This is a genomic window from Kitasatospora sp. NPDC085879, from assembly GCF_040686255.1.
Classification (GTDB): Bacteria; Actinomycetota; Actinomycetes; order Streptomycetales; family Streptomycetaceae; genus Kitasatospora.
This window is the reverse complement of the sequence record NZ_JBFBJZ010000056.1, coordinates 29,266-53,112: the sequence shown is the minus strand read 5'-3', so window position 1 is coordinate 53,112 and position 23,847 is coordinate 29,266. Positions and strand designations below refer to the sequence as shown.

Below are 23,847 nucleotides of genomic sequence, written 5' to 3'. Positions count from 1 at the left end.
ATGATGAGCAGTCCGGAGATGATGAAGATCGGGTTGCGGCGCAGGTCCCGCCAGGCGTCCTGCCACAGGCTGCGCGGCTTGACGCGGTCGTCGGCCGCGGGGACTCCCCGTTCGTCATCGAGTCGCTCGTTCTTGATTAAAGTCTGCGCTTCCATGGTGCCGAGGTCGAAGGTGCGGCTCTCGACGGCGCTCTGGATCTCCTCTTCCTCGGTGCCGGCGTCCGCGAGCGGGTCCGCCTTGTTGTACTTCTCCTGGTCAGGCATAACGGATCCTCGGGTCCAGGACCGCGTAGAGCAGGTCGACGAGCAGGTTGGCCGCCAGGTAGATGATGATCAGGATGGTCACGAAGCCGACCACCGTGGCCGTGTTCTGGCGGACGATGCCCTGGTAGAGGTAGTAGCCCACGCCGTGGATGTTGAAGATCCGCTCGGTGACCAGCGCGCCGCCCATGAGCGCGCCGAGGTCGGCGCCGAGGAAGGTGACCACCGGGATGAGCGAGTTCCGCAGCAGGTGGTTGAGCACGACCCGGCGGCGGGGCAGGCCCTTGGCCACCGCGGTGCGCACGAAGTCGGCCCGGGAGTTCTCGGCGACGGTGGTTCGGGTGAGGCGGGCGACGTAGGCGAGCGAGACGGAGGCGAGCACGATGCCCGGCAGCAGCAGCGATTCGAGGCTGAGGTCCTCGCCGGCCGTGGCGGGCAGGATGCCCCACTGCACGCCGACCAGGTACTGGAGCACGTAGCCGGTGACGAAGGTGGGGATGGAGATGACGATCAGGGTGAAGATCAGCACCGAGTTGTCCGACCAGCCACCGCGGCGCAGGCCGCTGATGAGGCCGAAGCCGACGCCGAAGATCACCTCGATGGTGAACGCCACCGCGGTCAGCTTGATCGTCGCCGGGTAGGCGGTGGCGAGCAGCGAGGTGACCGACTGGCCGTTGAACGTGGTGCCGAAGTCCCAGCGGAACAGGTTGCCCATGTAGATCAGGTACTGGAGCCACAGCGGCTCGTCGAGGTTGTACTGCTCGCGGATCTGCTGGGCGACGACCGGGTCGGGGGCCCGGTCGCCGAACAGCGCGTTCACCGGGTCGCCGAGCGCGTGGACCATCACGAAGATGAGGAAGGTGCTCCCGAGGAACACCGGGATCATCTGGAGCAGGCGTCGGATGACGTAGCGTCCCATGCGAACCTCCAGGGGGCCGCCGGAGGGGCGGCGGCCGGGCCCGGTGGGCCCGGCCGCCGCTGCCGACTACTTGACGGTGATCTGGTCGTAGACCGGGACGCTGAACGGGTTGAGCAGGACGTTGTCGACGCGGGAGGACCAGCCGACGGTGCCGTTCTGGTACCAGAGCGGGATCGCGGGCAGGTCGGTGGCGAGCAGCTTCTCGCCGTCCTGGAACTGGCTGACCGCGGAGGACTTGTCCGGGTTGGCGTTGGCCTGGTTGACCAGGGAGTCGAACTGCGGGTTGCTGTAGCCCGAGTCGTTGGAGGACGCCCCGGTGGTGTACACCGGCTGCAGGAAGTTCTGGATCAGTGGGTAGTCCATCTGCCAGCCGGTGCGGAACGGCCCGGTCATCTTCTTGGTGGTGACCTGGTTGCGGAAGTCCGCGAAGGTGCCGATCGGGTTGCCGACGCAGGCGCTGGTGTTGCCGAGGGCGTTGTTGATGCTGTTGCAGACGGCGTCGACCCACTCCTTGTGGGGGCCGTCGGCGTTGTAGGAGATGGTGAGCTGGCCGCCGGGGATGCCGCCGCCCTCCTGCACCAGCTGCTTGGCCTGGGTCGGGTTGTAGGTGCAGGCCTGGCCGCAGATGCCTTCCTTGAAGCCGCCCGCGGCGCCGAGCACCGGCGAGGTCCAGTCGCTGGCGGGGGTGCGGGTGTTGTTGAAGACGACCTTGGTGATGGTGTCCCGGTCGATCGCCATGGCGAGGCCGAGGCGGACCTTCTGAGCGTTGGGGGTGTTCCAGTTCGGGTCGTAGAGCGGGAACCCGATCGTCTGGATGATGCCGGCCGGGGTGTTGAGGAAGCGCCCGTTGAGGTCGCTCTCGATCGTCTTCAGGGCGCTGTTCGGCAGGCCGTTGTCGACGTCGAGGTTGCCGGCCTGGAGGTCGGCGAAGGCGGCGTTGGTGTCGGTGTAGACCCTGAGGTCGATGCCGCCGTTCTTCGGCTTGTCCGCGCCGCTGTAGCCGGAGAACGGCCGGAGCTCCATCTTCGCGCTCTTGGTCCACGAGCTGATCTCGTACGGGCCGTTGCCGATCGGCTTGTTGAGGTACGCCGCGTGGTCGGAGAAGAAGCTCGCCGGGAGCGGCACGAATGCCGAGTAGCCCAGGGTGGCGGGCCAGGTGGAGAACTTCTGGGTGAGCGCCACGGTGAAGGTGTTGTCGTCGACGACTTTCAGGCCGGACAGGGTCTGGGCCGTCGGGTTGCCGGACGCCGGCGCGACCTGGTCGTAGCCCTGGATGTACGAGAAGAAGCTGCTGTTCAGCTGCTTGTTCGTGGAGAGGGCGCCGTAGTTCCAGGCGTCCACGTAGGACTTGGCGGTCACCGTGGTGCCGTCGCTGAACTTCCAGCCGGGCTTGATCTTGACGGTCCAGTTCTGCTGGTCGTCCGAGGTGATCGACTCGGCGTTGGCATTGCTCGGCTCACTGGTCTTGGGGTCGTACTGGACCAGGCCGGTGAAGATCATGTCGATGACGGCGCCACCGTTGGTCTCGTTGGTGTTCGCCGGCTCGAGCGGGTTCTGCGGGTCGCCCCACCAGGCGGTCACGATGCCGCCGGTGCCTCCGCTGGCGCCGCTGCCTCCGCCCCCGCCCCCACTGCTGCCGCAGCCGGTGGCCACCAGGACCACGCTCGTCGCGACGACCACGGCCCAGCGCACTCTGGTCGCTGCAGGCATGAGGCTTCCTCCTCTGGGTGTATGACGCATCACACCCCATCGAAGGATCGGGTCACCGGCGGCGCGAGTTGAATACGGCCGGATGGGTGCCGAACGCACCGCGGGCCCGTGGCGCGTTAGCACCACGGGCCCGCGAAGGGTCGCCCGGACGGTCAGGAGGCCGTGGCGGCCACCTCGCGCACGGCGGCGAAGTGGCAGGCCGAGGCGTGCTTGGCCGGGCCCTCGCCGATCTCCGGGACGGCGAGCAGCGGCAGCTCGGCGCTGCAGCGCTCCTCGGCCTTCCAGCAGCGGGTACGGAAGCGGCAGCCGGACGGCGGGTTCGCCGGCGAGGGGATGTCACCGGAGAGGATGATCCGCTCGCGGTTCTCCCGACCCGTCGGGTCGGGCACCGGCACCGCGGAGAGCAGCGCCTGGGTGTACGGGTGGGTGGCGTGCTCGTAGATCTCCTCGTCCGAGCCGATCTCGACCATCTTGCCGAGGTACATCACGCCGACCCGGTCGGAGATGTGCCGGACGATGGAGAGGTCGTGGGCGATGAACATGTAGGAGAGCTCGAAGTCCTTCTGGAGCTGCTCCAGCAGGTTGATCACCTGGGCCTGGACGGAGACGTCGAGCGCGGAGACCGGCTCGTCGCAGATGATCACCTCGGGCTTGAGCGCGAGGCCGCGGGCGATGCCGATGCGCTGGCGCTGGCCGCCGGAGAACTGGTGCGGGTACCGGTTGATGTACTCCGGGTTCAGGCCGACCACATCCAGCAGGTCCTGCACCGCCTTGCGGCGGTCGCCCTTCGGCGCGACCTCCGGGTGGATCTCGAAGGGCTCGCCGATGATGTCGCCTACCGTCATCCGCGGGTTCAGCGAGGTGTACGGGTCCTGGAACACCATCTGGATGTTGCGGCGGACCGCCTTGAGGGCGGCGCCGGACAGCTTGGAGATGTCCTCGCCCTTGTACAGCACCTGGCCGGAGGTGGCCCGCTCCAGGTTCATCAGCACCTTGGCGAGGGTCGACTTGCCGCAGCCGGACTCGCCGACGATGCCCAGGGTCTCGCCCTTGCGCAGGGCGAAGGAGATGCCGTCGACGGCCTTGACCGCGCCGACCTGCTTCTTGAAGAGGATGCCCTGGTTGAGCGGGTAGTGCTTGACCAGGTCCCTGACCTCCAGGATGGGCTCAGCCATGGAGGGTCTCCTTCCAGAGGTGGCAGGCGCTGCGGCGGCCGGCGAGCTCGGCGCCGTCCTTGTCGAGCACCTGGTGCAGCGCCGGGGTCTCGGTGCGGCACAGGTCGGTGGCCGACTCGCAGCGCGGGTTGAACGCGCAGCCGGACGGCACCCGGTAGAGGTTGGGCGGCAGGCCCTTGATCGCGTACAGGTCCTCGCCCTTCTGGTCCAGTCGCGGGATCGACCGGAGCAGGCCCTTGGTGTAGGGGTGGGCGGGGTTCTTGTACAGCTCGTGGACGGGGGCGGTCTCGACGATCCGGCCGGCGTACATGACGGCGATCTTGTCGGCCACGTCGGCGACCACGCCGAGGTCATGGGTGATCAGGATCAGGCCCATGTTGTACTCGGCCTGGAGCTCCGCCAGCAGGTCCATCACCTGGGCCTGGACGGTGACGTCCAGGGCGGTGGTGGGCTCGTCCGCGATGATCAGGTCGGGCTGCAGGGCCAGCGCCATGGCGATCATGATGCGCTGGCGCATGCCGCCGGAGAACTGGTGCGGGTAGTCGTCGACGCGCTGGGCGGCGGCGGGGATGCGCACCCGGTCCATCAGCTCGACGGCCTTGGCCTTGGCCTCCTTCTTGGAGGCGCCCTCGTGCACCCGGAACATCTCGCCGAGCTGGTAGCCCACCGAGAGCACGGGGTTGAGCGAGGACAGGGCGTCCTGGAAGATCATCGCGATCTTGCGGCCGCGGATCCTCCGGCGCTCCTCGTTGGACATCTTCAGCATGTCCTGGCCGCGGTAGAGGATCTCGCCGGCGGTGACCCGGCCGGGGGGCATGTCGAGGATGCCCATGATCGTCTGCGCGGTGACGGACTTGCCGGAGCCGGACTCGCCGAGGACGGCGAGGGTCTCACCGGCGGCGACCGAGTAGTTGACGCCGTTGACGGCCTTGGCGACGCCGTCCCGGGTCTTGAACTCGACGTGCAGGTCGCGGACCTCCAGCAGCGGGGTGCCGGGGGTGAGCCGATCGGCCGGCTCGGCCTTCTCGATGACGGTGGTCATGGTGCTCTCCGCCTCTCTCAGCGCAGCTTCGGGTCGAGGGCGTCGCGCACCGCGTCGCCGAGCATGATGAAGGCCAGCACGGTGAGGCTCAGCATGCCCGCGGGGAAGAACAGCGCGAACGGTGCGGTGCGGATCACCTTCTGGGCCGAGTTGATGTCGATGCCCCAGGAGATGGTCGGGTCCTGCAGGCCGATGCCGAGGAAGCTCAGCGTGGCCTCGGTGGCGATGTAGCCGCCCAGCGCGATGGTGGCGACCACGATCACCGGGGCGATGGCGTTCGGCAGGATGTGCTTGAACAGGATCCGGCCGGTGCCGGCGCCGAGCGCCTTGGCGGCCGTCACGTAGTCGGCCTGCTTCACGGTGATCACCGAGCCGCGCATGACGCGGGTCATCTGCGTCCAGCCGAGCGCGATCAGCGCGAAGACGACGCTCCACACGGTGCGCGAGGTGAAGGCGTTCAGGATGACCAGGGCGCCCAGCAGCAGCGGGATGCCGAAGAAGATGTCGGTGACCCGGGAGACCAGGGTGTCGACCCAGCCGCCGAAGTAGCCGGCGATCATGCCGGTGAGTCCGCCGAGGATCGTCACACCGGCGGTGACGCAGATGCCGACCACGACCGAGGCCCGGGCGCCGTAGAGGACGCGGGCGTAGATCGAGCGGCCCTGGCCGTCGTAGCCGAACCAGTCGGCCTGGAACAGGTGGCTGTAGTTCGGCGGGCTCAGGTAGTGGTTGCGCAGGTCGCCGGCGCGCGGGTCGACCGAGGTGAACAGGCCGGGCGCGATCGCGATGGCGATCAGCAGCAGGATGAGCAGCGCGGAGACGATGAAGATCGGCCGGCGGCGCAGGTCGTGCCACGCGTCGAGGCCGAGGCTGCGGGCCTTCTCCGGCTTGGGCTCGGCGGCCGACTCGGCGCGCTGGGCCGGGATCTCGGAGTTCTTCTTCTCGATCAGGTCAGGCATACCGGATCCTCGGGTCCAGGACCGCGTACAGCAGGTCGACGATCAGGCTGGCGGCGAGGTAGACGAGCACCAGCACGACGACGAAGCCGGAGACGGTGGCGCCTTCCTTCAGGTTGATCGCGTGGTAGAGCTCGAAGCCGACGCCCTTGACGTTGAAGATGCCCTCGGTGACGATCGCGCCGCCCATCAGGGCGCCGAGGTCGGTGCCGAGGAAGGTGACCACCGGGATGAGCGAGTTGCGCAGCAGGTGGGTGCCGATGACGCGGCGGCGCGGCAGGCCCTTGGCGATCGCGGTGCGCATGTAGTCGGACTTGATGTTCTCGACGATCGAGGTCCGGGTCAGGCGCGCGACGTAGGCCAGCGACAGGGAGCCCAGCACCACGGCGGGCAGCACGAGCTGACCCATGTTCATGGAGTCCTGGACGGTCGGGGTGACCCACTTGAGCTGGGTGGCGAAGACGTTCTGGAACACGAAGCCCAGCACCGGCACGGGAATCGAGATGAGCAGCAGCGTGAGCATCAGGGTGCTCTTGTCGAAGGCCTTGCCGCGGCGCAGGCCGGCGAACAGACCGATCGTCACGCCGAGGACCAGCTCGATGGCGAAGGCCAGCAACGCCAGGCGGATCGTCACCGGGAACGCCGCGGTGATCTTGTCGATCACCTTGCGGTGGTCCATCGCGGTGCCGAAGTCTCCGGTGAGGAGGTTGCCCAGGTAGTCGAAGTACTGCTGGACGAGGGGCTTGTCCAGGCCCATCTCGTGCTTGAACGCCGCGACCTGGGCGGGGTCGGGGGCCTTGTCGCCCCACATCGCGGCGACCGGGTCGCCCGGCAGGACGTGCACCATGAAGAAGATCAGGGTGACCGTTCCCAGGAAGACCGGGATCATTTGGAGCAGTCGCCTCGCGACAAATCGCCCCATCGTGCCTCCATCCAATGCTCTGACGGACTGTCGTCCGGTTCAGAGGTCCATGGGCCTGCGCGCGCCCGCCCGGCGCCGGTGGGCCGGGGCGGCCCGCGGGCAGGGCGACGGCGGCCGGTGCCGTCCACCCGGTCGGGTGGGCCGGGCACCGGCCGCGTCGGTTCGAACCGTGCGGTGCCGGCTCGGATTACTTCTGCTTGACCTCGACCTGGGTGAAGACCGGGTCGCCGAACGAGTCGAACTTCACGTTCTGGACGTTGTTCGAGTAGCCCGAGTTGGTCTTGTAGTACCAGAGCGGGATGGCCGGCATGTCCTTGGCCAGCTGGGCCTCGGCCTGCTGGTACAGCTCGGCGGTCTTCTCGACGGTGGTGGCCTTGTCCGCCTCGGCGGCCAGCTTGTCGAAGTCCGGGCTGGAGTAGCCGGCGTCGTTGGCCGCGGCACCGGTGCCGTAGACGTCGCGCAGGAAGTTGGCGTTCAGCGGGTAGTCCTGCACCCAGCCGGTACGCATCATCGACTGGACCTTCTTGTTCTTGATCAGGTCCCGCGAGGTCTTGAAGTCCGGCTTCGGGTCGCCGAGGCACTCCACGCCGGTGGACTGGCGGATGGAGTTGCAGACCGCGTCCACCCACTCCTTGTGGCCGCCGTCGGAGTTGTAGACGACGGTGATCTTGTTGCCCGGGACGCCGCCGCCGGCCTGGATCAGCTGCTTGGCCTTGGCCGGGTCGAACGTGCAGAACTCGCCGCAGGCGCCGGCCTTGTAGCCCATCGCACCGGGGGCGACCCAGCCGTCGGCGGGCTGGCGCGAGCCGTTGAGGACGGTCTTGGTGATGGTGTCGCGGTCGATCGCCATCGACAGGCCCTGGCGGACCTTGGCCTTGTCGACACCGGCCCAGTCGCCCTGGTAGAGCGCGAAGCTGATGTTCTGGATGGCGCCCTGGGCCTGGTCGACGGCGCGGTCGCCGAGGTCGCTCTTGTAGGAGGCGAGGTTGCTCGGGTCGACCTGGTCGAGCACGTCCAGGTTGTCGGAGACCAGGTCCTTGTAGGCGGCGTCGGCCTGGGTGTAGTTCTTGAAGACGATGCCGCCGTTCTTCGCCTTGTCGACGCCGGCGTACTTGTCGTAGGCGGCGACGGTGATCGCCTTGTTGTGCTCCCACGAGACGAACTTGTAGGGGCCGTTGCCGATCGGCGACTGGCCGTACTTCGCCGGGTCGGTGAAGAAGGCCTTCGGGAGCGGCGAGAAGGCGTTGTAGCCGAGCTTGTACTGGAAGTACGAGACCGGGCCGGTCAGCTCGATGGTGAAGTGGGTGTCGTCCACGACCTTGAGGCCGGACATCGTGGCCGCGGTCGGGTCGCCCTTCTCCGGGTGCACGGCGTCGTAGCCGGCGATGTCGGAGAACCAGTCGGAGTTGATCTGGCCGTTCTTGGTGTTGGCGGACCAGTTCCAGGAGTCCACGAAGGACTGCGCGGTGACGGGGGTGCCGTCGTGGAAGGTCCAGCCGCTCTTCAGCGTGACGGTGTAGTGCTGGGCGTCGGTGGTCTCGATCTTGTCGGCGACCTGGTTGCGCAGCTTGCCGGTGGCGGGGTCGTAGTCGACCAGGCCCTTGAAGAGCTGCTTGATGACGCGGCCGCCCTGGTTCTCCATGGCGTTGGCCGGCTGGAGCGGGTTCTGCGGCTCGGCGCTCTGGTAGCTGAAGGTGCCCTGGGCGTTGACCGCGCCGTCGGACGAGCCACCGCCGGACGTACCGCTGCTGCTGCAGGCGGTCGCGGCAAGGGCGACCGCGACGGCTGCGACGACCCACTTGGCCTGGCTTGCACCGCGCATGGGTGTGCCTCCTGAATCCGTGTTGCAAACGTGGAGAGCACCGCACTTGCGGTGGACGGCTTGGGCGCCGGAACCGGACGGTGCTTCCTCGCCCGAGGTTCGGCGCGCACCCCTGCGCGTGACCCGTGACCCGAGCTCGACTGTCCCACTATCGGACACCGGGAGATACGGATCCGACCATTACGGATCTCAATTTGGTCACATGCGCGACGAATTGGTTTCACAAACTGGACATTGCGGGCATACCCAACTGGCACCAAACGGACAGTTGTCATGAATGACGGTCGGTCACGCACGATTACCGGACTCGTCCGTCTCACCGGATTCCGAACGCCGTCCGGCCCCCGGGACCCGAAAAACCGGCCGGCTCCCACCCTCGGGGGGTGGGAGCCGGCCGGTGTCCGCGGCTACGCCGCGTCAGCCTTCTTCGGGGCGGGTCAGCCCTTCTTGGCGCGCGACGCGGTGCGGCCGCGCTCCTTGGCGTCCAGGACGACCTTGCGGATGCGCACGGTCTCCGGGGTCACCTCGATGCACTCGTCCTCGCGGCAGAACTCCAGCGACTGCTCCAGCGAGAGCTTGCGCGGCGGGACGATCGACTCGGCGACGTCGGCGTTCGACGACCGCATGTTGGTGAGCTTCTTCTCCTTGGTGATGTTGACGTCCATGTCGTCGGAGCGGGAGTTCTCACCGACGATCATGCCCTCGTACACCTCGGTGCCCGGCTCGCAGAACAGCACGCCGCGCTCCTGCAGGTTGGTCATCGCGAACGCGGTGACCACGCCGGAGCGGTCGGCGACCAGCGAGCCGTTGTTGCGGGTGCTCAGCGCGCCGAACCACGGCTCGTAGCCCTCGTGGATCGAGTGCGCGATGCCGGTGCCGCGGGTGGAGGTCAGGAACTCCGTCCGGAAGCCGATCAGGCCGCGGGAGGGCACGACGAACTCCATCCGGACCCAGCCGGAGCCGTGGTTGGACATGTTGTCCATCCGGCCCTTGCGGACGCCCATGAGCTGCGTGACGGCGCCCATGTGCTCCTCGGGGACGTCCACGGTCAGACGCTCGACCGGCTCGTGGGTCTTGCCGTTGATCTCTCGGGTGACGACCTGCGGCTTGCCGACGGTCAGCTCGAAGCCCTCGCGGCGCATGGTCTCGATGAGGATGGCCAGCGCCAGCTCGCCGCGGCCCTGCACCTCCCAGGCGTCCGGGCGCTCGGTGTCGAGGACGCGGAGCGACACGTTGCCGATGAGCTCGCGGTCGAGGCGGTCCTTCACCTGGCGGGCGGTCACCTTGCGGTCGACCTTGGCGCCGGACTTGGCGTCCGCGCCCTTGCCGGAGCCGCCCTTGCCGACCAGCGGCGAGGTGTTGGTGCCGATGGTCATCGAGATGGCCGGCTCGTCGACGGTGATCAGCGGCAGGGCGATCGGGTTCTCGGTGTCGGCGAGGGTCTCGCCGATCATGATCTCGGAGATGCCGGCGACGGCGCAGATGTCGCCCGGGCCGGCCACCTCGGCCGGCTTGCGGGTGAGCGCCTCGGTCATCAGCAGCTCGGAGATGCGGACGTTCTGGATCGAGCCGTCGCGCTTGATCCAGGCCACGGTCTGGCCCTTGCGCAGCTCGCCCTGCTCGACGCGGAGCAGCGCGATGCGGCCGAGGAAGTTGTCGGCGTCCAGGTTGGTGACGTGGGCCTGCAGCGGGGCGTTCTCGTCGAAGACCGGGGCCGGGACGTGCTCCAGGATGGTGGAGAAGAACGGCTCCAGGCTGGTGGAGTCGGCCGGCACGGTGCCGTTCTCCGGCTTGGTCAGCGAGGCGACGCCGTCACGGGCGCAGGCGTAGACGATCGGGAACTCGATCTGGTCCTCGTCCGCGTCCAGGTCGAGGAAGAGGTCGTAGGTCTCGTTGATGACCTCGTCGATCCGGGCGTCCGGGCGGTCCGTCTTGTTGATGCAGAGGATGACGGGGAGCCGCGCGGTGAGCGCCTTGCGGAGCACGAAGCGGGTCTGCGGCAGCGGACCCTCGGAGGCGTCGACGAGGAGGACGACCGCGTCGACCATCGACAGACCGCGCTCGACCTCGCCACCGAAGTCGGCGTGGCCCGGGGTGTCGATGATGTTGATGGTGATCGGGACGCCGCCGTCCTTCGGGTGGTACTTGACGGCGGTGTTCTTCGCGAGAATGGTGATGCCCTTCTCGCGCTCCAGGTCGTTGGAGTCCATCATGCGGTCGTCGAGATGCTGGTGGGCGGCGAAGGCGCCGGCCTGCTTCAGCATGGCGTCGACCAGGGTGGTCTTGCCGTGGTCGACGTGGGCGACGATGGCGACGTTGCGGATGTCGTTGCGCGTGGGCATGCGGAGCGGATTCTCCCGGTTTCGTGGGTTTCGGCGCCCGGCTGCGTGACGCCGACTTGCGATCCCTGTCGATCGCGGCCGCCCGTTCCGCCTGCTACTACCGGTCCACCCGCCGGGCACACCATGCCACGGCTACCCCCATGGTACGGGGAAGCCCCCGCAAGGGCCGAAACGGCCGGTGGTACCGCGTGCAAGATCACATCGCGGCGCGGACCGGCCGTACCCGTCCCACCCCCTCCGCGGTCAGCCCTGCCGGAAGCCGACGTCCTGGTAGCGCGGGGTGGTGAAGCCGTACGCGCCGGCACCCGCGACCCCGTCGCGGACGGCGACCAGGTCGGGGCGGCGGTAGAGCGGGACGACGTCGGCGAGCTGCCAGAGCCGTGCGTCGGCCTGCTGCAGCAGGCCCTGCCGGGCCGCCGGGTCGAGTTCGCCGGCGGCCCGGTCCAGCAGCTGGTCGATCTCGGCGGTGCCGCCGCCGCCGAAGTTGCGGCCGACCACGGGCAGGCCGTCCGGGCCGGGCTGCGGCTTGGCGTACAGCGGCCGGGTGTCGGACGGGTAGGCGCTGGCGGGCCAGGAGAAGAGGGCGAGGTCGAAGTCGCCCTTGGCGAGGTGGTCGGTGACGAAGGTGTCGGCCGGGACGGGCCGGGCGGTGACCGCGATGCCGGCGGCGGCCAGGTCGGCGGCGAGCGCGTCGGCGGTGCGGCGGGCGGTGGTGGAGCCGTCCGGGATGAGCAGGCCGAGGGCGAGCTTCTTGCCGTCCTTGCTGCGGGTGCCGTCCGAGGAGGTCCAGCCGGCCCGGTCGAGCAGGGTGCCGGCGGCGGCCGTGCCGAGTGCCTTGCTGTTGTCGCGGTAGCCGTCCTGGCCGGCCACCAGCAGGTGGTTGCCGAGCGGGACGGCGCCGAGGCCGAGCGGGCCGAGCGCGGCGGTGGCGGTCTTCTGCCGGTCGACGGCGCGGGCGACGGCCTGCCGGACGGCCTGGTCGGCGAGCGGGCCCTTCGTCGCGTTCAGGGTGAGCTGGGTGAAGGCGGCGGCGGGCGCCCGGTGCAGGGTGAGGCCGGGCAGTGTCTCGGCCCGGTGCAGGGCGTGCGCGGAGGCCTCGACCATCGCGGCGGCGTCCGGCGGGGCGGCGGCCGTGGTGCCGTCCGGGACGGCCCGGTCGACGGACGCGGTGACGGCGGCGATGTCGAGCTCGCCCTTGGCCAGCGCGTCGAGCCGGCCGGGCGCGGGCACGGCCAGGAAGTCGATCTCCTGGGCCTTCGCCGGGTCGCCCCACCAGCGCGGGTTGCGGGTGAGCACGGCGCGGCCGCCGTCCTTGTCCCAGCCGGTCAGTGCGAACGGGCCGGCCGAGGTGCGGAAACCGCCGTCGAGGGGCTGGTTGAAGGCGTCCGCGGTGGCCGTCCGGGCGGCCGGGTACAGCGGGGAGAAGAGCGAGCGCCAGTCCGCGTAGGGCTGCTTGAAGACGACCTTGATCTCGTGCGGGCCGCTGCCCTGGGCGACCGAGGCGATGGCGTCGTAGCCGGCCGGCCGGTCGCTGCGGAAGGCCGGGTCGGCGCCGGACAGCGCCTTCCACTGGGCGGTGAAGTCGGCGGCCGACAGCGGCGAGCCGTCGCTCCACACCGCGGCCGGGTTGAGCCGGTAGGTGACGGTCTGCGGGCTGCGGCCGGCCGGGGTGGACTCGGCGCCGGCCAGGTAGTCCGGGTCGGGGGCGGCGCGGCCGCGGTCGTCCAGCCGGAACAGCGCGGGCAGCAGGGCGCGGGCGATCAGCTCGGAGTCGGCGCCCGCCTCCGGCTGGTAGACGTTCAGGGTCGCCGGGACGACGTCGACCGCCCAGCGGACGGTGCCGCCGTCGCGGGTGTGCGCGCGGTCGGCGGCGGTGACGTCGGAGGCCGCGGGGCCGTCCGAGGAGCCGCCGGTGCAGCCGGCGAGGCCGGCTGCCAGGCAGAGGGCGGCGGCCGCGGCGGCGGCCCGGTCGGCGGCTCGGCTGGCGCGCATGCGCTCCTCCGTCGGGGTGTCGGCCGGCCCGAGGAATCCGGGAGTGCACCCACTGAAAGGCCAAGGGACGCGACCGGCCGCGACGACACGTCGCCCGGGCGGACAGATCCACCCGGGCGGCGTAGGCGGCGGGGTCAGAGCGTCAGTTCGAACCAGACGATCTTGCCGTTGGGGGTGCGCCGGCTGCCCCAGCGCTCGGCGAGCAGGCTGACCAGCTGCAGGCCGCGGCCGCCCTCGTCGGTCTCCTGGGCGCGCCGCTGCCGGGGCTGCGCGTAGCCGTCGTCCCAGACCTCGCAGAGCACCGTGCGGTCGCGCATCAGGCGCAGCCGGATCTCGCCCCGGCCGTGCCGGAGCGCGTTGGTGACCAGCTCGCTGACCAGCAGCTCGGTGGTGTCGACCAGCTCGTCCAGGCCGCGGTTGATCAGCCAGTCGCAGGACCGCTCGCGGGCCTTGCCGACCGAGGTGGGCTCGGCGGGCAGCTTCCAGTCGCCGACCGATTCGGCCGGCAGCGCCTGGACCTTGGCCATCAGCAGCGCGATGTCGTCCTCGCCGTGGTGCGGGATGAGTTCGTCCAGCACCTCGTCGCAGAGCTGCTCCAGGTGCTGGGAGCCGTGGGTGAGCGCGGCCCGGAACGCCCTCAGGCCCTCGTCCAGCTGGTGCTTGCGGGACTCCACCAGGCCGTCGGTGTAGAGGCCGAGCACCGCGCCGTCCGGCAGGGTGAGGGTGACCTCCTCGAAGGGCTCGCCGCCGACGCCGAGCGGCAGGCCGGGCGGGACGTCGAGCATCCGGGCCGGCTCGCCGGGGCTGAGCAGCGCGGGCGGCAGGTGGCCGGCGCTGGCGAAGGTGCAGCGCTGGGTGACGGCGTCGTACACGGCGTAGACGCAGGTCGCGAGGTAGACCTCGGAGCCGCCCTCGCCGAACGGGCCGCCCGCGGGGTCGTCGGCGCCGAGGCCGCGGGCGATCTCGTCGAGGGCGCCGAGCACCTCGGCCGGGTCGAGGTCGAGCATCGCGAGGGTGCGGACGGCGGTGCGCAGCTGGCCCATCGCCACGGCGGCGCGCAGGCCGCGGCCCATGACGTCGCCGATGACCAGGGCGGTGCGGCTGCCGGGCAGCGGGATGACGTCGAACCAGTCGCCGCCGACCTCGGTGTTGTTGTTGCTGGGCAGGTAGCGGCGGGCGATCTCCAGTCCGGTGGCCGCCGGATTGCCCGGGGGCAGCAGGCTGCGCTGGAGGATCAGGGCGCGCTCGTGCTCGCGGCGGTAGAGCCGGGCGTTGTCGACGCAGACCGCGGCGCGGGAGACCAGCTCCTCGGCGATGGCGACGTCTCTCGCGTCGAAGGGCTCGGAGCCGATCGCCCGGGACAGCTGGACGAGGCCCAGCACCTGGTCGCGGGCGACCAGCGGGACGACCAGGGTGGAGCGCAGCAGCGGGTCGGGCCCGGGTTGCGGGACGACGCTGCGGCCGGTGCGCAGGGCGCGGGCGTGCGGGGAGCGCGGCGGGTAGCAGAGGGTGCCGCCGGCCTCGGCGACCGGGACGGCGCCGATGCCCTCGCCGAGGACGGAGGAGGCGCCGCCGACCACGCTGGAGACGGCGACCCGGCGCAGTTCGCCGGAGCCGTCGATCAGGCCGGGGCCGGCGGCCAGCGGGCCGGAGTCGCCGGAGAGCAGCGCGGTGTAGAGGTCGACGGTGGCGACGTCGCAGAACTGCGGGACGATCACGTCCAGGAGTTCCTTGGCGGTGGTCTCCAGGTCGAGGGTGGAGCCGATGTGGGTGCTGGCCTCGTTGAGCAGGGCGAGGCTGCGGCGGACGCCGGCGGCCTCGCGTTCGGCGACGTGCCGGCTGGTGACGTCCTGCACCTGGCCGGCCACGCCCATGGGGACGCCGCCGGGGCCGTTGAGCCGGAACAGGGCGGCGGACCAGCGGCGGCGGCCGTCGCGGGTGCCGGCGGCGGGGACGCCGCCGCTGAAGCGCAGGTCGAGGATCGGCTCGCCGCCCTCCAGCACCTTGCGCAGGGCGACGAGCAGCCGCTCGGCCTCGCCGGGGGCGAAGAGTTCGGTGGGTGCGAGGCCGGGGAGTTCCTCGGCGGCGCGGCCGACGCAGGCGGCGAAGGCCCGGTTGACGCGCTGCAGCCGCAGGTCGGGGCCGAAGAGGAAGAAGCCGGTGGGGGTCTGGCCGAAGACCGCCTCGGTGGCGGCGAGTCCGGCCTCGACGCCGCGCAGCCGGCCGACGTCGACGGCGAGACAGGTGGCGCCGGCGGCGGGGCCGCCGTCGACGGGCATCAGGTAGAGCTCGGCGAGGCCCTCGCTGCCGGTGGCGGTGTCCCGGTAGGGGGTGGTGCCGGTCCACTCCTCGCCGGCGAGGACGCGCTCCAGGCGGGCCCGGCCGCGCTGCCAGTGCTCGCGCGGGACGAGGGTGGTGATGGGGTCGGAGCCCAGGGCGTCGGCCGTGGGTACGCCGAAGAACTCGGCGGCCCGGCCGCTCCAGTGGCTGATCCGGCCGTCGGGGCCGATCGCGAAGGTGGCGACCCGTAGGTAGCCGTAGATCGACCCTGGTTCGCCGTGCCCCCGACCTGCGGCGTCGCCGCGCGGGGCGACGTCCTCGTCGTCGGGTGCGCCGGGCTGTCCGGGCACGGCGGCATGACCGCTGCTGCTCGGCGCCTGCGGCGCCGGAATGCTGTTCAACGGACCGACCCCTCCAACCAGTGCCCATCCGGATGTCGAGAAGACCGAGTATTCATCATCCGGGTGCGAGCGCACACGCCCCCGAGCATCACAACATCGAATCGGGGGAGGCCCGCGCGGTGCTCCTTACCCGGCCGTCGCTGTTCGAACCGGCCTGGTCTGCACGGATCGGGCGGTTCGGTCAAGAGCTGGGTCGGACATGGCTGCGTCGTGCACGGATCTGGCAGGATCGCCCTGCCGTGTGTCTCGAAAACGCCTATGGATTCGGGCATTTCATCACATGACACTTCATCAGCGCCAGCCCGTGCGGGCAGCTGTCCCCGGGTGTTCCGCAGCACGTCGCGCGGTGGACGGCGGCGGTCGGCCGTGCGGCCGTGCGGCCCGGCTCCGCGGCGCCCCGAAATCGGAAAAGTCGGACTTTATCCGTCCGTCTGCCGGACGGCGCCGCCACCGTCCGCGGCCGGGCGCCTGCGCTGCGCACGGCGACCCGAGGTGGCCGGACTACTGCTCACTGTAGTCGCCCTCGGGATCGTCCGGGTTGAGCTCGAACCAGACGACCTTGCCCATGCCCTCGGCCCTGGCGCCCCAGCGCAGGGCGAGCCGGCGGACGAGCTCCAGGCCGCGGCCGCCCTCGTCGGCCTCGGCGGCGTGCCGCTCGCGGGGCGGGTCGGGCAGCGGGTCGCTGATCTCCACCAGCAGCATCTCGCCGAGGGTCAACCGGACCCCGATCGGGGCGCTGGCGTACCGGACGGAGTTCGTGACCAGCTCGCTCACCAGCAGCTCGGCGGTGTCGGTGAGGTGCTCGGCGCCCCACTCGGCGAGGGTGCCGCGCACCAGCCGGCGGGCCCGGGAGACGGCGGTCGGCTCGGCGGGCAGGGTCCAGCCGGCGGTCGGGGTGCCGGCCTCGCCGTGGCTGAGCCGGGCCAGCAGCAGGGCGACGTCGTCGGGCTCGCGGCCCTGCTCCATGGTGTCGAGCACGGCCTCGCAGGCCTGCTCGATGGAGGCGTAGGGCTGCTCCAGCACGCTGATCAGCCGGCCGAGGCCCACGTCGAGGTCCTTGTCCCGGGACTCCACCAGCCCGTCGGTGCACAGGGCGAGCAGGGCGCCCTCGGCGACGTCCATCTCGACCGATTCGAAGGGCACGCCGCCGACGCCGAGCGGGGCGCCGGAGGGAAGGTCGAGCACCTGGCCGACGCCGCCGGGCAGCGGACCGCCGGCGGTCGGGGCGGGACCGTCGCCGTCCTTGGGCACCACCAACACCGGCGGGATGTGGCCGGCCTTGGTGACGGTCAGCCGCCGCCGGACGGGGTCGAAGACCGCGTACACACAGGTCGCCAACAGGGCCTCGTCGGGGCCCTGGGCGAGGTCGTCGGCCAGCTCGTGGACGTGCCGCAGCAGGGTGTCCGGCGGTAGGTCGAGGGCGGCGAGCACCCGGACGGCGGTGCGCAGCCGGCCCATGGTGGCGGCGGCCCGCAGGCCGTGGCCCATGACGTCGCCGACCACCAGCGCGGTGCGGTCGCCGGGCAGCGGGATGACGTCGAACCAGTCGCCGCCGACCTCGGTGCCGCTGCTGCCGGGGACGTAGCGGTAGGCGACCTCGACGCCGGTGGGCTGCGGCACCTGCTGCGGCAGCAGGGTGCGCTGCAGGGTGAGCGCGGCGCTGCGCTCCCGGGCGTAGAGACGGGCGTTGTCGAGGGAGCTGCCGGCCCGGTCGGCGAGTTCGACGGCGAAGGCCAGGTCGTCGCGGTCGAAGCCCTCCCGGTAGCCGGCCCGGCTGACCACCAGCAGGCCGATGACGATGCCGCGGGCGCGCAGCGGGACGACCAGCCGGGAGTGCACGCCGAGTTCGTGGGCGGCCTGGGCCTTGGGGTCGCCGGGGTAGCTGAGGTCCTCGGACTCCTCCTTGCCGCTGAGGAGCTCCGGGATGCCGGTGCGCAGCACGCGGCCGAAGGCGGACTCCTCGGTGAAGGTGATCCGGGCGCCGCGGCGGAGCATGACCTCGACCTCGGGGCCGTCCTGGACGGAGGCGGTGCCGAGCTGCAGCAGCGAGGTGCGGCGGTCGTGGCCGTGCCGGGGCAGGTCGTCGCCGTGCGCGACGGCCTGCAGCAGGATCACGGCGGAGTAGTCGGCGAGCCGGGGCACCACGGCGCCGGCGAGTTCCTGGGCGATCCGGGAGGCGTCGAGGAGGTCGCCGATCCTGGAGCCGAACTCGTTGAGCAGGGAGAGCCGGCGGCGGGCGTGCTCGACCTTGGAGACGGCCCGGTAGCGCTCGGTGACGTCCATGACGGTGCCGGAGATGCCGAGGACTCGGCCGGCCCGGTCGGTCATCCGGCTGTAGGAGATCGAGCGGAAGCCGGAGCGGGCGGTGACGGGGGCGGCGAGGGTGACGTCGATGACCGGTTCGCCGGTGGCGAGGACCTGGCGCTGGATGGCGGTGATCTCGTCGGCGGCCCGCTCGGGGAGGGTCTCGCCGGTGGTGCGGCCGACGTGCTCCTCCATCGGGACGCCGTTCATCTCGGCGAGGGTGCGGTTGACGGCGGTGTAGCGCAGTTCGGTGTCGAGGACGGCGATGCCGAGCGGGGACTGCTCGAACAGCGCGTCGCGGACGGCGAGGTCGCGCTCCACGGCGGCGACGGTGCGGGCGTCGGCGAGCGCGACCTGCAGGAAGGGTGTGCCGTCGCCGTCGACGAGCAGTGAGATCCGCACCTCGACGGGGACGTTCACGCCCTCCCGGTCGGAGAGCCGGGTGATGCCGTGCCAGCTGCCGATCCGCAGGGTCTCCTGGATGGCCTGCCGGGCCTGGGCGACGAGCTCCTCGTCGCCGATCAGCTGGTCGATCCGCCGGCCGACCAGGAGTTCGCTGGGCCAGCCGAGCATGTCCTCGGCGGCGGGGCTCCAGAGCACCACCCGGCTGGAGGTGTCGAGGATGGCGATGGCGACCTTGACGACGTCGAAGAGGCTGCCGCGGGCCGGTTCGGCGATCTTGGCGCCGGGGGCGGGGGTGCCGGGGAAGGGCAGGATCGGGCGGCCGCGGGGCGAGGCGGAGGGCGGGATGTCGCGGGGCTGCGGGCGTTGCTGGGCCTGCTCGGCGGGGCCGGTGCGGCCGCCGCGGCGCAGCCGGGCGCGGGCGGCGGCGCTGCCGGCCGAAGCACCGGTGGCGCGGCCGGACAGGCCGGGGGCGGCCGTGCGCTGCGATCCGCGCCGGGGGAGGCGTCGGACCCGCCGCTCTCCCCCGCCGTTTCCCGTGCTCGACACCGACGGCGCCTCCGGCTCGTGGGCTGGGCACCGCGGCCGGGGCCGGGTGCGGAGGGGTCGGCGGGGCGCCGCCGCGCCCCGCCGGTCCCGATGAATTCTGCCGAACTGTGACATACCCCATGCAATGGGTTGATATCCCGGCAAGCGGGTCGTCTTTTCCGATTCGGCCGCGATCCGGCGGCGCCGGTTCGGCTGCGTGGAGCAATCGGCGACGGGCCCGTGCGGGGTCCGCCCCGCGCAGGGTGAGTACCCGGCCCGGGGGCGGCTCAGCCGCGGGCGGGCTCAGCCGTCGGCGAGCAGGGCGGCGACGTGCGGGAGGACCTCGCGGTCGTGGGCGAGCCATTCGACGTCGTCGAGCTCGCCGGCGCCGAGCCAGCGGACCTCGGAGTGGTCGGCCAGCGGGCGGGGTTCGCCGGAGAGCAGTTCGGCGGCCCAGATCCGCAGCTCCAGGCCGGGCCGGACGGGCCAGCCGCCGGGCAGCGGGTGGAGGGCGCGGGCGCGGACGCCGAGCTCCTCGGCGAGTTCGCGCTCCAGGGCCTGCGCCTGGGTCTCGCCGGGCTCGGCCTTGCCGCCGGGGAACTCCCAGTAGCCGGCCGTCTCGGGGGGTGCGCTGCGGCGGGCGGCGAGCACCCGGCCCCGGTGCACCAGGGCGCCGCCGACCACGTACCGGACCTCGGCGTCCGGCTGCGGGGCGCGGGGCCCGACCGCCTCGACCCAGTACAGCTGCTTGTGGCCGCGGGCCTCGAACTCGGCGGCGAGTGCCTCCGCCTCGGCACGGCCCAGCCCGGTGGCGACGAGGAAGCGGTTGCCGTTGTCGTCCTGCCGCATCACCCGGTGATCGTCCATGGCGCCACGGTAACGGGCCCGGCCCGGTGGGGGACAGGCCGGACCCGTGCGCCGACGGTAGGCCCGGATTGCTACCGGCCGGTACGGCGGCGGTTAACTCCCGGTAAGACCGTGCGGGTACCGACCGCCCCGACCGGTGCGGCTCACCGGCGGGCCAGCACCTCACCGTGCAGCACGGCGAACCAGGCGTCCGGGTCGGCGGCCCAGCGGCGCCAGCCGTCGGCGATCCGGGCCAGGTCGTCGGTGTCGGCCAGGCCCTCGGCGAGGGCGGTGGCGGCCGTGGCGGACTTCTCGGTGCGCTCGGCCCAGGTCCCGCCCCACCACTGCCGGCGCCCGGGGTCGGCGAAGGTCCAGCTGCTGGAGGTCGCGGTGACGTCGGTGAAGCCGGCCGCCCTCGCCCAGGCGGCCAGCCGGCGGCCGGCATCGGGCTCGCCGCCGTTGGCCCGGGCGATCCGCCGGTACAGCGCCGACCACTCGGCGAGTTCGGGGAGTTCGGGGTACCAGGCCATCGCCGCGTAGTCGGCGTCCCGGACGGCGACCACACCGCCGGGGGCGGTGACCCGGCGCATCTCGCGCAACGCGGCCACCGGGTCGGCGAGGTGTTGGAGCACCTGGTGGGCGTGCACCACGTCGAACGCGCCGTCGGCGTACGGCAGCCGGTGCACGTCGGCGACCTCGAACTGCACGGTGGTCAGACCGCGTTCGGCGGCGTGCGCGGCGGCCTGGGCGAGCACCTCGGCGGAGGTGTCGACGGCGACCGTCCGGCCTTCGGGGCCGAGCCGCTCGGCGAGGTCGGCGGTGATCGTGCCGGGCCCGCAGCCGACGTCCAGCAGTCGCTGCCCCGGGCGGAGTTCGGGCAGCAGGTAGGCGGCGGAGTCGGCGGCGGTGCGGCTGCGGTGCGAGCGCAGCACGGCCTCCTGGTGGCCGTGGGTGTAGGCGGCCCGACGGTTCGTCATGTTCGGTTCCTCTCGGCTCCTCACGATGCCGCCGAGCGTAGACCTGTCTCGCTTGACGAGAAATATCGTCCCACTATTCAAGATGATGGAGCGTCGACATGGCCACCCGAAGGGCCGTGCGGCGACAATCGGACCATGGGAAAGACGTACGAACGCATCGACGGCCGGCTGCGCGCCTTCATCGAGAGCCAGCCGGTCTTCTTCACCGCCACGGCGCCGCTGGCCGGCGACGGGCACGTCAACCTGTCCCCCAAGGGCCGGGCCGGCACGCTCGTCGTCCTGGACGAACTCACCCTGGCCTACCTGGACTTCGGCGGCAGCACCGCGGAGACCCTCGCCCACCTGCGGGAGAACGGCCGGATCACCCTGATGTGGTGCTCCTTCGACGGGCCGCCGACCGTGGTGCGGGTGCACGGCCGCGGCGAGGCGGTGTTCCGCGACGACCCGCGCTTCGCCGGCCTGATCGGGCACTTCGACCCGGCGGCGGACGGCTCCGGGCTGCGCGCCGTGGTGCTGGTGCACGCCGAACGGGTCAGCGACTCCTGCGGGTTCGCCGTGCCGTTCATGGACTACCGGGGCGACCGCGACCTGCACGCCCAGTACTTCGACCGGAAGACCGACGAGGAGTTCGCCACCTACTGCGAGGGCAAGGAGCTCGTCGGCACCAGCCTCGACGGCCTGCCCGCACTGCCGCTGCCGCTGCCGCCGCGGGCCCGCTGAGGCCCGCGGCGGCAGCGCGCCGGGTCAGTTCAGGGTGAACCAGGTGGTGCGGGACTTCTTCCACTCCGGGTGGGTGAGGTCCTTGGCCTCGGTGCCGTCGTCGTACAGGTCGGCGGCGCCGTCGTCGGTGATCAGCTGGGCGCGGGCGCCGGGCGCGGTGAGGTCCGGCCCGTCCACCACGGCCTCCCAGGCGCCGGCGTCGGTGGTCGGCAGGTCGCGCGGCTTCACCGGGGCGTCGGTGACCACGCCCGTCCACCTGTAGAGCGCGTACGGGTCGGAGTTGTCGTCCGCGGCCCAGGAGCCGGCCACGATCAGGTACTGGTCCGCGGCGTTCTTGCGGATGTCGCGGACGGACAGCCCGCCCAGGTCCAGGGTGATCGGGGTGCCGAACGCGGCGTGCACCGAGCCGCCGGGCAGCTGGTTGTCGTTGGTGACCGGTGCCGGCGGCACCAGCGGCGCACGGAGGGCGACGTACGCGGTGGTGGTGCTGCCCGGCGCGAACTCCAGGCCCTCGACGTTGAAACCGTCGATCTGCTTCGGGACCTGGCCGGAGGCGGCGTCCGCGGCGAAGCCGAAGCAGTTGCCGTTGGCCTTGTCCCAGGTGATCAGGTCGTCGCGCAGGCCCTTGTACCTGCCGCCGAGGGTCGGCTAGGTGGCCGCGACGGTGAGCGCCGAGGCGTCGGCGCCGCTCTGCGCCACCGTGACGGTGACGGTCGGGTCGCCGGTCGCGCCGACCGCACCGGACAGGTAGCCCGCCGACAGGGAGATGGTGGGGGTGCCGTACGTCACCGCGGAGGCCGGGGCGGCGGCGACGGGGACGGAGGCGAGCACGAACGCCGCCGCGGCGAGCGCGAGCGAACGGTGACCGGACGCGGGCCCTTCGTCGGGGGTTGATCGAGAACCGGACCAGGGTGGGGCCCATGCGCGAACGACGGCCGTACGGCACCGGGCCGGACGGCGAACGGCACCGCTCGAAATCCGTACGCAGGATGCCGTGGACACGGCCGGACTCCGCGCGGGCGGGCGGTGACCGTACGGTGGAGCCGCAGCCGAAAGATCGGAGACCTCCCCGTGCCACCCCGCCCGTACGTCCTGCTGAGCGCCGCCGTCTCGGTGGACGGCCACCTCGACGACGCGTCACCGGAGCGGCTGCTGCTCTCCAACCCGGCCGACTTCGACCGGGTGGACGAGGTCCGGGCCGGCTGCGACGCGCTGCTGGTCGGCGGCACCACGCTGCGCCGCGACAACCCCCGACTGCTCGTCAACTCACCCGAACGCCGGGCCGCCCGGGTCGCGGCCGGGCGGCCCGCGTACCCGCTCAAGGTCACCCTCACGGCGAGCGGCGGCCTCTCCCCCGGGCTCAACTTCTGGCACACCGGCGGCGCCAAGGCCGTCTACACCACCGACGCCGCCGCGCCGGCCCTGCGCACCGCCCTCGACGGGCTCGCCGAGGTCGTCGCCCTCGGCGGCACCGTCCGCCTCGGCGACCTGCTCGACGACCTCGGGGCGCGCGGGGTGCGGCGGCTGATGGTGGAGGGCGGCGGCAGCATCCACACCCAGTTCCTCGCCGAGGGCCTGGCCGACGAGCTCCAGCTGGCGCTCGCCCCGCTGCTGGTCGGGCAGGCCGACGCGCCCCGCTTCCTCGGCCCGGCCGCCTACCCCGGTGGGCCCACCCGGCGGATGCGGCTGTTGGAGGCACGTACGGTGGGCGACGTCGTCCTGCTCCGCTACGCCCCGAAGGAGACCGCCCCGTGAACCGCGACGAGCCGTCCGGCGACCACCCGCCCGGCACCGACCTGTACTGGCTCGCGCGTGCCGTGGAGCTCTCGCGCCGGTGCCCGCCCTCCGAGACGGCCTTCTCGGTCGGCGCGGTGGTCGTCGGCGCGGACGGCGAGGTGCTCGCCGAGGGCTTCAGCCGCGAGGTCGACGCGCACAACCACGCCGAGGAGGCCGCCCTCGCCAAGCTGCCGGCCGGCGACCCCCGGCTGCGCACCGCCACCGTCTACAGCTCGCTGGAGCCGTGCGGGCAGCGCGCCTCGCGGCCGCGGACCTGCGCCCAGCTGATCATCGCGGCCGGGGTGCCGCGGGTGGTGGTCGCCTGGCGCGAGCCGGACCTGTTCGTGCAGGCCTGCCAGGGCACCGCGCTGCTGGAGGCGGCCGGGGTGGAGGTCGTCGAACTGCCGGAGCTGGCCGGGCCGGCCCGCGCGGTCAACGCGCACCTGCTCGACGGCTGACCCGGTTCCCCGATG

The 23,847-nt window shown here is 71.9% G+C and carries 16 protein-coding genes and 2 pseudogenes; 3 read left to right on the top strand and 15 right to left on the bottom strand.

From position 1 onward, the window contains the following. The 14 genes and pseudogenes from AB0P35_RS31710 to AB0P35_RS31645 form a co-directional block, all read right to left on the bottom strand. Positions 1 to 263: pseudogene (locus tag AB0P35_RS31710) on the bottom strand (hypothetical protein); the annotation flags it as partial. Next, positions 256 to 1,179, bottom strand: coding sequence for an ABC transporter permease (locus AB0P35_RS31705; protein ID WP_095873324.1), 924 nt, complete (start codon positions 1,177 to 1,179; stop codon positions 256 to 258). The pseudogene AB0P35_RS31710 and the gene AB0P35_RS31705, both read right to left, overlap by 8 nt. Before the next feature lie 66 nt (positions 1,180 to 1,245). Further along, positions 1,246 to 2,889 carry an ABC transporter substrate-binding protein gene (locus AB0P35_RS31700; protein WP_363517708.1) on the bottom strand — a complete coding sequence of 548 codons (1,644 nt, stop codon included), beginning with the start codon at positions 2,887 to 2,889 and terminating at the stop codon, positions 1,246 to 1,248. Positions 2,890 to 3,041: 152 nt separating this feature from the next. Continuing rightward, positions 3,042 to 4,064 carry a dipeptide ABC transporter ATP-binding protein gene (locus AB0P35_RS31695; protein ID WP_363517705.1) on the bottom strand — a complete coding sequence of 341 codons (1,023 nt, stop codon included), beginning with the start codon at positions 4,062 to 4,064 and terminating at the stop codon, positions 3,042 to 3,044. Continuing rightward, positions 4,057 to 5,106 (bottom strand): ABC transporter ATP-binding protein, encoded by a 1,050-nt coding sequence (locus AB0P35_RS31690; RefSeq protein ID WP_363517702.1) that lies wholly within the window; start codon positions 5,104 to 5,106, stop codon positions 4,057 to 4,059. Before AB0P35_RS31690 ends, AB0P35_RS31695 begins: the two co-directional genes overlap by 8 nt. A 17-nt stretch (positions 5,107 to 5,123) precedes the next feature. Then, entirely contained in the window at positions 5,124 to 6,065 is a 942-nt protein-coding gene (locus AB0P35_RS31685; RefSeq protein WP_095873328.1) for an ABC transporter permease, read from the bottom strand. Continuing rightward, on the bottom strand, positions 6,058 to 6,984 hold the full coding sequence (locus tag AB0P35_RS31680) for an ABC transporter permease (RefSeq protein ID WP_095873329.1): 927 nt from the start codon (positions 6,982 to 6,984) through the stop codon (positions 6,058 to 6,060). The genes AB0P35_RS31685 and AB0P35_RS31680 overlap by 8 nt, the downstream gene beginning before the upstream one ends. 187 nt (positions 6,985 to 7,171) lie before the next feature. Beyond that, positions 7,172 to 8,806 (bottom strand): ABC transporter substrate-binding protein, encoded by a 1,635-nt coding sequence (locus tag AB0P35_RS31675; protein WP_095873330.1) that lies wholly within the window; start codon positions 8,804 to 8,806, stop codon positions 7,172 to 7,174. Positions 8,807 to 9,243: 437 nt separating this feature from the next. Beyond that, positions 9,244 to 11,148, bottom strand: coding sequence for a translational GTPase TypA (gene typA, locus AB0P35_RS31670; RefSeq protein ID WP_363517697.1), 1,905 nt, complete (start codon positions 11,146 to 11,148; stop codon positions 9,244 to 9,246). Between the two features lie 243 nt (positions 11,149 to 11,391). Beyond that, positions 11,392 to 13,140 carry an ABC transporter family substrate-binding protein gene (locus tag AB0P35_RS31665; RefSeq protein WP_363517694.1) on the bottom strand — a complete coding sequence of 583 codons (1,749 nt, stop codon included), beginning with the start codon at positions 13,138 to 13,140 and terminating at the stop codon, positions 11,392 to 11,394. 134 nt (positions 13,141 to 13,274) lie between these two features. Then, a complete protein-coding gene (locus AB0P35_RS31660) occupies positions 13,275 to 15,683 on the bottom strand; it encodes a SpoIIE family protein phosphatase (RefSeq protein ID WP_363517713.1) in 2,409 nt (802 codons plus the stop codon). Positions 15,684 to 16,322: 639 nt separating this feature from the next. Further along, a complete protein-coding gene (locus AB0P35_RS31655; protein ID WP_363517692.1) occupies positions 16,323 to 19,076 on the bottom strand; it encodes a SpoIIE family protein phosphatase in 2,754 nt (917 codons plus the stop codon). 282 nt (positions 19,077 to 19,358) lie between these two features. Beyond that, complete coding sequence (locus AB0P35_RS31650; protein WP_363517689.1) at positions 19,359 to 19,922, bottom strand: (deoxy)nucleoside triphosphate pyrophosphohydrolase; 564 nt, start codon at positions 19,920 to 19,922, stop codon at positions 19,359 to 19,361. Positions 19,923 to 20,065: 143 nt separating this feature from the next. Continuing rightward, on the bottom strand, positions 20,066 to 20,878 hold the full coding sequence (locus tag AB0P35_RS31645; protein ID WP_095873335.1) for a methyltransferase domain-containing protein: 813 nt from the start codon (positions 20,876 to 20,878) through the stop codon (positions 20,066 to 20,068). Between the two features lie 135 nt (positions 20,879 to 21,013). Between AB0P35_RS31645 and AB0P35_RS31640 the strand changes: the two genes are divergently transcribed. Then, positions 21,014 to 21,598 carry a pyridoxamine 5'-phosphate oxidase family protein gene (locus AB0P35_RS31640; protein WP_363517686.1) on the top strand — a complete coding sequence of 195 codons (585 nt, stop codon included), beginning with the start codon at positions 21,014 to 21,016 and terminating at the stop codon, positions 21,596 to 21,598. A gap of 24 nt (positions 21,599 to 21,622) precedes the next feature. Here AB0P35_RS31640 and AB0P35_RS31635 read toward each other — a convergent pair. Beyond that, a pseudogene (locus tag AB0P35_RS31635) lies at positions 21,623 to 22,429 on the bottom strand (hypothetical protein). 240 nt (positions 22,430 to 22,669) lie between these two features. Here AB0P35_RS31635 and AB0P35_RS31630 point away from each other — a divergent pair. Further along, the gene (locus AB0P35_RS31630) at positions 22,670 to 23,353 is read left to right on the top strand and encodes a dihydrofolate reductase family protein (protein WP_095873337.1); all 684 of its coding nucleotides are present in this window, start codon (positions 22,670 to 22,672) and stop codon (positions 23,351 to 23,353) included. Continuing rightward, positions 23,350 to 23,832: a deaminase gene (locus tag AB0P35_RS31625; RefSeq protein WP_218835729.1), complete on the top strand. Its 483-nt coding sequence runs from the start codon at positions 23,350 to 23,352 to the stop codon at positions 23,830 to 23,832. Before AB0P35_RS31630 ends, AB0P35_RS31625 begins: the two co-directional genes overlap by 4 nt. Positions 23,833 to 23,847 lie beyond the last annotated feature (15 nt).

What these genes read in the sequence shown, in the direction of transcription:
- AB0P35_RS31650 (WP_363517689.1), bottom strand. Translation starts at nt 19,922, where the DNA reads ATGGACGATCACCGGGTGATGCGGCAGGACGACAACGGCAACCGCTTC.
- AB0P35_RS31690 (WP_363517702.1), bottom strand. Translation starts at nt 5,106, where the DNA reads ATGACCACCGTCATCGAGAAGGCCGAGCCGGCCGATCGGCTCACCCCC.
- AB0P35_RS31680 (WP_095873329.1), bottom strand. Translation starts at nt 6,984, where the DNA reads ATGGGGCGATTTGTCGCGAGGCGACTGCTCCAAATGATCCCGGTCTTC.
- typA (WP_363517697.1), bottom strand. Translation starts at nt 11,148, where the DNA reads ATGCCCACGCGCAACGACATCCGCAACGTCGCCATCGTCGCCCACGTC.
- AB0P35_RS31645 (WP_095873335.1), bottom strand. Translation starts at nt 20,878, where the DNA reads ATGACGAACCGTCGGGCCGCCTACACCCACGGCCACCAGGAGGCCGTG.
- AB0P35_RS31700 (WP_363517708.1), bottom strand. Translation starts at nt 2,889, where the DNA reads ATGCCTGCAGCGACCAGAGTGCGCTGGGCCGTGGTCGTCGCGACGAGC.
- AB0P35_RS31685 (WP_095873328.1), bottom strand. Translation starts at nt 6,065, where the DNA reads ATGCCTGACCTGATCGAGAAGAAGAACTCCGAGATCCCGGCCCAGCGC.
- AB0P35_RS31665 (WP_363517694.1), bottom strand. Translation starts at nt 13,140, where the DNA reads ATGCGCGCCAGCCGAGCCGCCGACCGGGCCGCCGCCGCGGCCGCCGCC.
- AB0P35_RS31675 (WP_095873330.1), bottom strand. Translation starts at nt 8,806, where the DNA reads ATGCGCGGTGCAAGCCAGGCCAAGTGGGTCGTCGCAGCCGTCGCGGTC.
- AB0P35_RS31695 (WP_363517705.1), bottom strand. Translation starts at nt 4,064, where the DNA reads ATGGCTGAGCCCATCCTGGAGGTCAGGGACCTGGTCAAGCACTACCCG.
- AB0P35_RS31705 (WP_095873324.1), bottom strand. Translation starts at nt 1,179, where the DNA reads ATGGGACGCTACGTCATCCGACGCCTGCTCCAGATGATCCCGGTGTTC.
- AB0P35_RS31640 (WP_363517686.1), top strand. Translation starts at nt 21,014, where the DNA reads ATGGGAAAGACGTACGAACGCATCGACGGCCGGCTGCGCGCCTTCATC.